This is a genomic window from Variovorax sp. LjRoot84 (assembly GCF_964254305.1).
GTDB lineage: Bacteria > Pseudomonadota > Gammaproteobacteria > Burkholderiales > Burkholderiaceae_C > Variovorax.
In genome coordinates this window covers 137370-148377 of sequence record NZ_CAXUTE020000003.1, presented here as the reverse complement: position 1 = coordinate 148377, position 11008 = coordinate 137370, and the positions used below count along the sequence as shown (strand labels likewise).

The window sequence follows — 11008 nt, the reverse complement described above, 5'->3', positions numbered from 1 at the left end:
GTTCCTACTTGCTCTTCAGGGGATAGCCGCGGCCCGCGTAGTCGAAGGCGACGAGCTCGTTGATCCTCGCGTCCTTGTCGGCCGGCGCCGCGTAGTAGGCGCGAATCTCCTTGATCTTGCCGGTCTCGGTGTCGAACTCGTACCACTCGGCGCCGCGCAGCGCGGTGCCGCTCTTGTTCTTCCAGTGGGTCCACTCGATCATGGCCTCGGGCGTGTTGTGGCTCACGATGAGCTTGTCGATGGTCCATTGCGAGCCGAGCGTCTCGACGCACCACTGCCACTTCTTCGCGATGGTGTCGGCCGTGCGCCAGGGAATCTCGGGCAGGCCGGCCGGGAAATAGTGCACGGCATCGGGCGTGAAGCAGTCGACCAGCGCCTTGTAGTCGGCAGCGTTGCAGGCGTCGAAGTAACGGCGGATGAGTGCCGCGTGGTCTTCGGGGGTGAACTTGCGGGTCATTGAAAGCCTTTCGAGAAGATCAGCGCGTGGGTTGTGCCGGTGCGATGGGCGGGCGGCCATCGGCCACCCACTGCTTGTGCTGTTCGCGCGTGGCGTCGCTCGGCGGATAGAGGCCCCACAGCGCCTCGCCGGCCTGCACGCGCAGTGCGAGATAGGCCTCGATGTCGTCGCGCTGTTCGCACAGATCGGCCATCTCCTCGGCCAGGTGCGCCGGGATCACGGTGATGTTGTCGCCGTCGCCGTGGATCACGTCGCCCGGGTACACCGCCACGCCCGCGCAGCCGATCGGCACCTGCAGGTCTGCCACGTGGTGGAAGGCCAGCCGGGTGGTCGCGGTCACGCCGGTGCACCAGATCGGGAAATCCATCTGCCTGAGCTCGGTGCCGTCGCGGAAGCTGCCGTCGGTGACCACGCCGCGCGCGCCGCGCATCATCATCCGCATGATGAGCATGTTGCCCATCGAGGCGGCGCGGCCGTCCTTGTTGCTGTCGATCACCAGCACGTGGCCCGGTTCGATCTGCTCCACGCCCACCCACTGCAGATTGTCGGCGCTGGGTTCGGTCGTGAGGTTGCCGTAGACGTCCACGTCCTCGCGCGCCGGGATGAAGCGCATCGTGTAGGCGCGGCCCGCGAAGGGCAGGATCTTCCGGTTGAGCGGCGTCAGGCCGTGCAGCACCGGCTGGCGAAAGCCCTTGATGTAGAGCTGTGTGGTGAGCGAGCCGCTCGTGGCGCGGGCCAGGCGGTCGAGCACCGCGTCGGGAACGAAGGGTGCGGGTGCGCGCTGGGGAATGGCCGCCAGCGGCTTGGGCGGGGTCATGGTCATGTGCCTTGTCTCAAATGGTGGGAACGGATGGAGGAACGCGGCATTTCGCCAGCGGAAACCTGATCGTAGAGAGACGGTCCGAAAAATAGAATGGACCGCAGCGACGTTCCGGCCCCTGCCGGTGCGCCAAGTACCAGCATCTGAGACAAACAGGCAAGCAAGGCAAAGCAAATGGCCAGCTCCACCGGCGAGGGCACCGGCACCCTCGAAAAAGCGCTCGATGTGCTCGATGCCATAGGCGCGGCGTCCGAAGGCTTGGCGCAGAGCGAGCTCGCGGAACAGCTCGACCTGCCGCGCACCACCGTCTATCGCCTGCTCGCCACCCTGGTCGCGCGCGGCCTGGTGCGGCGCGATCCGCTGCGCAAGGTGTACTGCCTGGGCTTTCGCTGCTTCGAGATGGCGCGCCAAGCCTATGCCATGCCCGACCTTGTGGCCGCCGCGGCGCTCGAACTGCGCGCGCTGCGCGACCTCACGGGTGAGACCAGCTATCTCGCCACGCTCGACGGCCGCGAAGTCATTTCGCTGGAGCGTTGCGACGGCGCGCACAGCCAGCGCTCGGCCGCCGCGCTCGGCCAGCGCAAGCCGGTGCATTGCACCAGCCAGGGCAAGGCGATCCTCTCGGCCATGCCCGACGAGGCGCGCGACGCCATCGTGCGCGACGCGGTGCTGAAGCCGCTCACGCCGCTCACCATCACCGACCGGCGCCGTCTCCAGGCCGAGCTGCGCATCACCAGGGCGCGCGGCTATGCGATCGACGACGAGGAGATCGTGCTTGGCGTGCGCTGCGTGGGCGCGCCCGTCGTCGACGCGGCGGGCCAGGTGCGCGGCGCCATCAGCGTGGCCGGTCCGGCCTACCGCCTGACGCGCGCGCGGCTCGAACTGCTTGGGCCAGAGGTGGCTGATGCCGCGCGCCGGGTGGGTGCGCAGTTGCAGCTGGCCGGCACCGACCCGACGCCGAGCACCGAGGCGGCGGTGACCGCATTGCCCGGCCACTGGGCCTTCCATGGTGCGCATCCGCTCTGGTCGGCGGACGGCAGCCGGCTCTGGTGGGCCGATGCGCTCGCGCCTTCGGTGCATCTCTATGCAAGCGGTCAGGATCGCGAAGTCGCCACCATCGAGGCGCCGGTGGTCGCGCTGCTGCGCCATGGCGACGACGTGATCGCCGTGCATGAGCGCGGTGCACAGCGCATCTCGGCTGGAGGGCAGTCGTCGCCTTTCGCACCATGGCTCTCGGGGCAGGTGCTCGCGGCGTGCAACGGCGAAGCCGATATGGTGTGGGCCGCCGTCGCACTGCCTGAGGCAGGTACCGCGATCGGCCGCGTGCGCTCCGACGGCGCGCTGGAAGTGCAATGGCGCATGGGTGAACTGGTGCAGGCGCTCGGCTGGCATGCCCGAGGGCAGGCGCTCTATGCCACCGTGCCGGGCTCGGGGACGATCCTGCTGTTGCGACCAGGGCAGGGGGCCGTGCGCCGACTTGCGACCGTTCCCAAGGGTTCGGGCCGCCTGAGTGGCCTGGCTTTCGATGCACACGGCGGCATCTGGACGGCGCTGAGCGACGGCTGGTCGGTGGTGCGCTTCACCGCCGACGGCCAGCTCGATCGCGTGATCGGCTTGCCGGTGCCTTGCGCCACCGATCTGGCCTTTGCACCGATGTCAGAAGGTGCGGAAGCCGAAAAGCTGGTTATCACGACGGCGCGGCACAGCGTTCCGCTCGACACGCTGGCGAATGCGCCGCTGTCGGGGCGGTTGCTGGAACTGACCGTTTGACGCGGCCGTTCGGTGCTGCGCTACGTCGCTTCGGCCAGTGGTCGAGGCGATCCTTGACTTCATCGACCCTCGATCCAGAATCAGATCGCGCTCCGCCGAATGTGCTATCGAGCGGGCGCGGACGGCACTATCGATCATCGTCCTTCGGGCATCGGCACTGCCTGGTTATTTGGATCTAGCGCCGAAGACCTGCAGCCGGCCGGCGCGATGAGCGCGCTTGAGCTCCTTGACGAGGGTCGTCGGAACCGTCGGGCTCCGTCCGAGCGTGGCCATATGGGTGATCAGACACTCAATCTCGGAACTTTGGTCTGGCCGTGACGAAGTAGGGCGGTGTGCCGCTGCCGCGCAAAGGAATACTCCGTATCCGAAGCCCTGAAGGCGAAGACGGGAGATCAACCGACTCAGTGCGGTGCCGGCCTATGCATGACGCCGTAGCGCGCGGCAAGAGCGCCAAGTCTTGTGTCGAGCGTCCAGAGTTCGGCCGGCCGTAGCAGCATCGTGGATGCGAGCAATGAGAGATCCACCAGACCGCAACCGAGGCCGTAGAGCCGTTCCCGTTCTATGAAATCCCTGACCTCGGTGAGGGTCGCCTGCTGAACTTTCTGCAACAGGTCCAGATCGCCCAATGTCCGTAGTCGCGGTTCCGGCGGCGTCCCGCATGCCAGCTCGGCAACGATCATCGATGTGTCAGAACCAGATCCGCCTGCAAAAGCGCAATCAGGGAGTTATTTCGATGGCGGAAGTGACTCACCCACACGGAGGTGTCGACAAGAACGGGCTCCATCAGGAGTGCGTTGCTGGACGCCGAGGGCGCCGGCGAGGAACGCTTCGCATGTCAGGTGCAGACGAACCCAGCGCCGCGAGGCGCTTGGCAGCCCGAACGCGAACAAAGGTCTCGATGGCCTCGCGAAACAGCTCAGCTTTGTCCATCCCGGGATCTGCCACCTCAAGGGCTCTGGCGTAAAGCGCATCGTCGAGTGTCACGGTCGTTCGCATGTCAGTCGCCTGAAATGATGCAATTGTGCATCAATCAAGATGCAAATGGCGTAGGCTGCCGGAGATTCTCTGCCACAGAGTGTGGTGGCCACGTCGAAGGAACGGTACGAGAAGTGGGCCGAAGGCCTCCGACAAACGCTGTTGCAGGCGTTGAAGCAGCCGAGCGGGTTTACTGCGCCAGGCCGTCGGCCGAACCGGTCGACTGTTCGAGGAAATCGAGCATCGCGCGCATCGCGGCGCTGTTGTGGCGGCGCTGCGAATAGGCCGCGTAGACCCAGTGGTCGCTGCGCATGTGCTCGCGCAGCGCCGGAACCAGCGCGCCGCGCTCGAGATGCGACTGCGCCAGCGGCTCCGGCACATAGGCCACGCCAGCACCGCGCAGCGCCAGCTCGATCAGCGCGATCGGATCGTTGGCTTCCATGCGGCTGTGCACCGCCACCTCGTACTGCCGACCTGCGGTCTCGAAGGGCAGGTGCGTGGTGGGCATGGCCGCGAAGCTCAGCACCTCGTACCGGCTCAGGTCTTCAGGCGTCTGCGGAATGCCCCGCTGAGCCCAGTAGCCGGGCGAGGCGCAGACCACCATGTCGAACTGCGCCAGCCGCCGCACGATGAGGTTCATGTCATCGATGCGCCCGCCGGTCAGGTGGATATCGATGCCTTCCGCGATCATATCGACCGCATTGTTGGTGAATACGAGGCTGACATATACGTCGGGGAAGCGCCTGATGAATTCGGCGATCACGTTCGAAAGCCATCCCGCGATCAGGCCATGCGGCGCGCTGATGCGTAGCCGCCCGCGGGGGAGCGCGCCGTGCGCCTGGAGGTCGTGGAGCGTGGTTTCGGCCATGGCCACCAGTTGCGCACTGCGCTCCAGCAGCAACTCGCCGGCGTCAGTCAGGCTCAGCGAACGGGTGGACCGGTTGAGCAGGCGCACGCCGCTGCGCTTTTCGAGTTCGGTCACGTAGCGGCTGACGGTTCCCTTCGACACGCCGAGCGACATGGCGGCGCGGGAGAAGCTGCGCCTGAGCGCCACTTCACGAAAAGTCTTGATGAGATCGAATCCGTCCATGGAGACCTGGGCACATTGCTCCAGCTCGTCAGTGTCGCGCGTCGCGGGTCAAGCTCGCAATCGGCGTGCCGGTACTCTCCACCCAGCCGCCACCGAGCGTCTTGTAGAAGGTCACGAGATTGGTCAGGCGCGAAAGGCGCGTGGCGATGAGGTTCTGCTGTGCCGTGTAGAGCGAGCGCTGCGAATCCAGTACGGTGAGGTAGCTGTCGACGCCGCGCCGGAAGCGCGCGTCCGACAACCGGTAGCTCTCCGTCGTCGCATTCACCAGCGACTGTTGCGCTTCGAGCTGGCGGCCGAGCGTGCTGCGTTGTGCCAACGCATCCGAGACCTCGCGGAAGGCTGTCTGGATCGCCTTCTCGTACTGCGCCACCGAGATGTCGCGGCTGACGGTCGCGATCTGGAGGTTGGCGCGGTTGGCGCCGCCGTCGAAGATCGGTAGCGTGATCTGCGGCGCGAAGCTCCAGCTGCCCGAGCCGCCCTTGAAGAGGCCCGAGAGCTCGCTGCTGGACGTGCCCGCCGATGCCGTGAGGCTGATGCGCGGATAGAAGGCCGCGCGCGCCGCGCCGATGTAGGCGTTTGCGGCCTTGAGATCGCGCTCGGCCTGCAGGATGTCCGGGCGGCGCTGCAGCAACTCGGAGGGCAGCCCCGGCGGAATGCTGGCCAGCGGGCTCGTGGCCGCCGCGGCGCGGTCGGGCAGGGCCTGCGGCAGCAGTTCGTCCGGCAGCTCGGCACCCACGAGCAGCATCAGCGCATTGCGGTCCCGCGCCACCTGGGCGGTGTAGCGCTCGACGTCGACGCGGGCGGTGTCGACGCTCGTCTGCGCCTGGCTCAGCGTGAGTGCCGAGGCCGCACCCAGCTCGAAGCTGCGCTGGTTGAGACGGTAGGAGTCACTCTGGCTGCGCAAGGTGTCGCGCGCGAGTTTCAGCTGGTCCAGGTCGGCGGCAAGCGTGAGGTAGCTGGTCGCGACTTCCGCCACCAGGCTGATCTGGGTGCTGCGACGCGCCTCGGCGGTGGACAGGAATTGCTCCTGCGCCTGTGCGCTCAGGCTTCGGACGCGGCCGAACAGGTCGATCTCGTAGGCGCTGAAACCGAGCGTCGCGCTGTACTGGTGCGCCGTGAGGGCCTCGCCCGTGGACGACAGGTCGGCCGGCGTGCGGCTGCCGCTGCCGCCGGCACTGGCATTGACGGTCGGGAAGAGCGCCGCATCCTGCACCCGGTACTGGGCGCGGGCCTTCTCGATGTTCAGCACCGCGACGCGCAGGTCGCGATTGTTGGCGAGGCTCATCTCGATCACGCGCTGCAGCGAGGGGTCGTTGAAGACATCGCGCCAACCGAGGTCGGCCACCGGCGTGGATGCGGCGGCGCCTGCATCGCCTGCAAATTTGCCGGGGACGGGCGCTGCGGGTTGCTGGTACGCGGGCATCAGGCTGCAGCCGGCGAGCAGGGCGGCCAGTGCCAACGGCGCGAGGGGAGTCGATGTGAAGCGGGACATGTCAGACACCTTCTGAAGTGGGCTGGGCCGTGTGGGAGTGGGAAATCGCAGCGTGTGGCTCGGCCGGCTTGCCCTTGAACAGCCCGACCACCAGGACGAAGAAAAGCGGCACGAAGAAGATGGCGAGCACCGTGCCCGATAGCATTCCTCCGATCACCGCGGTGCCCAGCGCATGCTGCGCTCCGGCGCCCGCGCCGCTGCCCAGCACCAGGGGCAGCACGCCCAGGATGAAGGCCAGCGACGTCATCAGGATCGGGCGCAGCCGCAGGCGGGCGGCTTCCAGTGCCGATTCCACCAGGCTACTGCCGCGTTCATGCAGATCTTTGGCGAACTCGACGATCAGGATGGCATTCTTCGACGCCAGGCCGATGGTCGTGAGCAGGCCGACCTGAAAGTACACGTCGTTCATCTTCCACGTCAGGATCGCGCCGACCAGCGCGCCCAGCACGCCGAGCGGCACCACGAGAATGACGGAGAACGGGATCGCCCAGCTCTCGTACAAGGCCGCGAGGCAGAGGAACACGATCAGGATCGATAGCGCGTAGAGCAGGCCGGTCTGGCCGCTCGATGCCTTCTCCTGGCGCGACAGACCGGTCCATTCGTAGCCGATGCCAGCAGGCAGCTTCGCCACCGCCTGCTCGACGATGGCCAGCGCCTCCCCGCTGGAGGCGCTGCCCGGCATCGCCATGCCCAGGATTTCCACCGAGGGCACGCCGTTGTAGCGCTCCAGCCGCGGCGAGCCGGAGCTCCAGCTCGCCTTGGCGAAGGAGGTGAAGGGCACCATGGCGCCGGCGCTGCTGCGCACATACCAGCGGTCGATGTCCTCCGGCAGCATGCGGTACTGCGCATCGGCCTGCAGCATCACCTTCTTCACCCGACCCTTGTCGATGAAGTCGTTGACGTAGCTGCTGCCCCAGGCGGCCGAGAAGGTGTCGTTGATGTCCGCCATCGAAAGGCCCTGCGCCTGTGCCTTGTGCGGATCGACCTCGAGCCTGAACTCGGGCGTGTCCTCCTGGCCGTTGGGCCGCACGGCCACCAGCCGCTTGTCCTTCGACAGTTCGCCCAGCAGCTGGTTGCGCGCCTGCATCAGGGCCTCATGGCCGAGATTGGCCCGGTCCTGCAGCATCAGGTCGAAGCCTGCCGCGTTGCCGAGTTCCGACACGGCCGGCGGTGCGAAGGCAAACACCTTCGCGTCGCGGATGGTGTTGAAGAAGGCGCTGGCCTTCGCGGCCACGCCCGTCACGGCGAGCGTCTCACCCTTGCGCTCGTCCCAGGGCTTGAGCTTGACGAAGGCGAAGCCGGTGTTCTGACCGCTGCCAGCGAAGCTGAAGCCGGATACCGCGAACACGCCGGCCACTGCGTCCTTCTGGTCTTCCAGCAAGTGGTGCTCGACCTGGCGCATGACGTCGTCGGTGCGTGCGCTGGTGGCGCCGGGCGGCAGCTGGACCAGCACGAACATGCTGCCCTGGTCCTCGTCGGGCAGGAAGCCGACGGGCAGCTTCATGAAGCCGAAGACCACCGCGGCCAGCAGCACCGCGTAGACGACCATGTAGCGCCAGCCCTTGCCCAGCATGTGTCGCACCACGCCCTGGTAGCGGCCGTTGCCGCGGTCGAAAGTGCGGTTGAACCAGCCGAAGAAGCCGGTGGTCGCCATCGCATGGCCCTTGGCGACGGGCTTGAGCAGCGTCGCGCAGAGCGCCGGCGTGAGCACCAGCGCCACGAGCACCGACAGCGTCATGGCCGAGACGATCGTGATCGAGAACTGGCGGTAGATCACGCCGGTGGAGCCGCTGAAGAAGGCCATCGGCACGAACACCGCCGCCAGCACCAGCGCGACGCCGACCAGGGCGCCGGTGATCTGGCCCATCGACTTGCGCGTCGCCTCCTTCGGTGAGAGGCCTTCCTCCGTCATGACTCGTTCGACGTTCTCGACCACCACAATCGCATCGTCCACCAGCAGGCCGATCGCCAGCACCATGGCGAACATGGTCAGCGTGTTGATGGTGAAGCCGAAGGCCGCGAGCACGCCAAAGGTGCCGAGCAGCACCACCGGCACCGCGATGGTCGGGATCAGCGTCGCCCGGATGTTCTGCAGGAAGAGATACATCACCAGGAACACCAGGACGACTGCTTCGACCAGCGTTTTGACGACCTCCTCGATCGAGATCCGCACGAAGGGCGTGGTGTCGTAGGGCTTCTGGACCTTCATGCCGGGTGGGAAGAACTTCTCGAGCTCGGCCACGCGGGCGTCGATGCCCTTGACCGTGTCGAGCGCGTTGGCCCCCGTGGCCAGCTTGATGGCGAGGCCGGCAGCCGGCTTGCCGTTGTAGCGCCCGACCGTGTTGTAGGACTCGCTGCCCAGCTCGATGCGGGCGACGTCGCGCAGGCGGACCTGGGCGCCGTTGGTCTGCGTGCGCAGCAGGATGTCTTCGAACTCCTGCGCGGTCTTCAGGCGCGTCTGCGAGGTGATCGTTGCGTTGAGCTGCTGGCTGCCCGCCGCAGGCAGGCCGCCGAGCTGGCCGGCCGAGACCTGCGCGTTCTGCGCCTGGATGGCGGTCTTCACGTCCAGCGGTGTCAGGCTGAAGTTGGCGAGCTTGTTCGGGTCGAGCCACACGCGCATGGCGTACTGCGAGCCGAAAAGGGTGGTGTCGCCCACGCCCTCGACGCGGCTGATCGCCTCCTGCACGTTCGCGGCCACATAGTCCGACAGGTCGGACCCGTTCATGCTGCCGTCCTCGGACGTGAAGGCCAGCACGTTCAGGAAGTTGGTGGCCGACTTCGTCACGGTGACGCCCTGCTGCTGCACCTCTTGCGGCAGCAGTGGCGTGGCCAGCGAGAGTTTGTTCTGCACCTGCACCTGGGCGGTGTCGGGGTTGGTGCCGTTCTCGAAGGTCAGCGTGATGGTGACCGAGCCCGACGACTCGCTGGTCGATGCCATGTAGCTCAGCCGGTCCAGCCCCTTCATCTTCTGCTCGATGACCTGGGTGACGGTGTCCTCCAGCGTCTTGGCGGAAGCGCCCGGGTAGTTGGCGGTGATCGCGACGGCGGGCGGCGCGATGCTCGGGTACTGCGCGATCGGCAGCGTGAAGATGGAGAGAGCTCCTGCCAGCATCACGATGATGGCGAGGACCCAGGCGAAGATGGGGCGGTCGATGAAGAAGCGTGCCATGACGGTCTCTCGCGATCAGTTCGCCGTATTGCCGGAAGCGGGGAGAGCCGCCTTGGCCGTTTCGGCGACCGGCTTGGCGCTGGGGCTCCATTGCACGGTCTTCACCTCGACGCCCGGCGCTGCGCGTTGCTGACCGTCCACCACGAGCTGGTCGCCGGCCTGAAGGCCGCGGCGCACCAGCCATTGGTCGCCGATGGCGCGCTCTGTCTCGAGCATGCGTCGCTGCAGCTTGTGCTGGGCATCCACGACGAAGGCCGTCGGCTTGCCGGTGCTGTCGCGCGACACCGCCTGCTGCGGCACCAGGAGCGCCTGCTCTTTGACGCCCTCCTGCAGCACGGCGCGCACGTACATGCCGGGCAGCAGGTCGGCGTTCGGGTTGGGGAACACCGCGCGCAGCGTGATGGCGCCGGTCGTCTGGTCCACGGTGACGTCCGAGAATTCGAGCTTGCCTTCGAGCGGATAGGCGCTGCCGTCTTCCAGCAGCAGGCGCACCTTGGCCGCATTGGCGCCGCTCTTCTGGAGATCGCCGCGCGCCATGGCCTGTTTGAGCTGGAGCACCGCGGCACTGGATTGCGTCACGTCGACGTAGATCGGGTCGAGCTGCTGGATGGTGGCCAGTGCGGTCGCCTGGCTGGCCGTGACCAGCGCGCCGGGCGTGACCGTCGACTTGCCGATGCGCCCCGAGATCGGCGCGTCGATGCGCGCGTAGGCGAGGTTGATGCGGCTCGTCTCGACATTGGCCTTCGCCGCGGCGACGTCGGCCTCGCCCTGCTGCAGCGAAGCGGCGGCATCGTCGTAGTCCTGCTGGCTCACCGCCTGGATGGCCACCAGCTCCTTGTAGCGCTCGGCCTTCAGCCGCGTGGTCTTCAGGCTGGCCTGCGCCTTGGCGAGCGCGGCGACATTGCTGTCGTAGGTGGCCTTGTAGGTGGCTGGATCGATCTGGTAGAGCGTCTCGCCGGCCTTCACGTCGCTGCCTTCGCGGAACTTGCGCGTCTTCACGATGCCGCCGACCTGGGGGCGGACGTCGGCGATGAGGAAGGGCGCGGTGCGGCCGGGCAGCTCGGCCGTGATGGCCACGCGTTGCGGCTGCACCGTGACCACGCCGACTTCGGGCGTGCCCTGCGCCGGAGGCGGGCCTCCTGGCGGCTTGCCGCATGCGACGAGCAGGCAGGCGGACGCAAGGGCTGCCGTAAAGGTCAGGCCGAAGGTAAGGGGTGGACGCATGGCGAATCTCC

General features: G+C 67.1%; 8 protein-coding genes and 1 pseudogene. 1 reads left to right on the top strand and 8 read right to left on the bottom strand.

The window, feature by feature from the left end; all coding sequences use genetic code 11:
• Positions 1 to 4: 4 nt before the first annotated feature.
• Positions 5 to 457 carry a nuclear transport factor 2 family protein gene (locus ACSQ9I_RS39010; RefSeq protein WP_436317261.1) on the bottom strand — a complete coding sequence of 151 codons (453 nt, stop codon included), beginning with the start codon at positions 455 to 457 and terminating at the stop codon, positions 5 to 7.
• Positions 458 to 476: 19 nt separating this feature from the next.
• A complete protein-coding gene (locus ACSQ9I_RS39005) occupies positions 477 to 1280 on the bottom strand; it encodes a ribonuclease activity regulator RraA (protein ID WP_436317260.1) in 804 nt (267 codons plus the stop codon).
• 171 nt (positions 1281 to 1451) lie between these two features.
• Here ACSQ9I_RS39005 and ACSQ9I_RS39000 point away from each other — a divergent pair, with 171 nt between their 5' ends.
• Positions 1452 to 3047 (top strand): IclR family transcriptional regulator domain-containing protein, encoded by a 1596-nt coding sequence (locus tag ACSQ9I_RS39000; protein ID WP_436317259.1) that lies wholly within the window; start codon positions 1452 to 1454, stop codon positions 3045 to 3047.
• A 401-nt stretch (positions 3048 to 3448) separates the two neighbouring features.
• On the opposite strand, the pseudogene ACSQ9I_RS38995 reads toward ACSQ9I_RS39000, so the two are convergent.
• The 6 genes and pseudogenes from ACSQ9I_RS38995 to ACSQ9I_RS38970 all read right to left on the bottom strand — a co-directional run bounded on the left by ACSQ9I_RS38995 (position 3449) and on the right by ACSQ9I_RS38970 (position 10997).
• Positions 3449 to 3831, bottom strand: a pseudogene (locus ACSQ9I_RS38995) (type II toxin-antitoxin system VapC family toxin).
• Entirely contained in the window at positions 3831 to 4043 is a 213-nt protein-coding gene (locus ACSQ9I_RS38990) for a type II toxin-antitoxin system VapB family antitoxin (protein WP_436317258.1), read from the bottom strand. The pseudogene ACSQ9I_RS38995 and the gene ACSQ9I_RS38990 overlap by 1 nt, the downstream one beginning before the upstream one ends.
• A 169-nt stretch (positions 4044 to 4212) precedes the next feature.
• On the bottom strand, positions 4213 to 5112 hold the full coding sequence (locus ACSQ9I_RS38985) for a LysR family transcriptional regulator (protein WP_436317257.1): 900 nt from the start codon (positions 5110 to 5112) through the stop codon (positions 4213 to 4215).
• 28 nt (positions 5113 to 5140) lie between these two features.
• Positions 5141 to 6604, bottom strand: coding sequence for an AdeC/AdeK/OprM family multidrug efflux complex outer membrane factor (gene adeC, locus ACSQ9I_RS38980; RefSeq protein WP_436317256.1), 1464 nt, complete (start codon positions 6602 to 6604; stop codon positions 5141 to 5143).
• Between the two features lies 1 nt (position 6605).
• Positions 6606 to 9773, bottom strand: a complete 3168-nt coding sequence (locus ACSQ9I_RS38975) for an efflux RND transporter permease subunit (protein ID WP_436317255.1) — start codon at positions 9771 to 9773, stop codon at positions 6606 to 6608.
• A gap of 15 nt (positions 9774 to 9788) precedes the next feature.
• Positions 9789 to 10997, bottom strand: coding sequence for an efflux RND transporter periplasmic adaptor subunit (locus tag ACSQ9I_RS38970; protein ID WP_436317254.1), 1209 nt, complete (start codon positions 10995 to 10997; stop codon positions 9789 to 9791).
• Positions 10998 to 11008 lie beyond the last annotated feature (11 nt).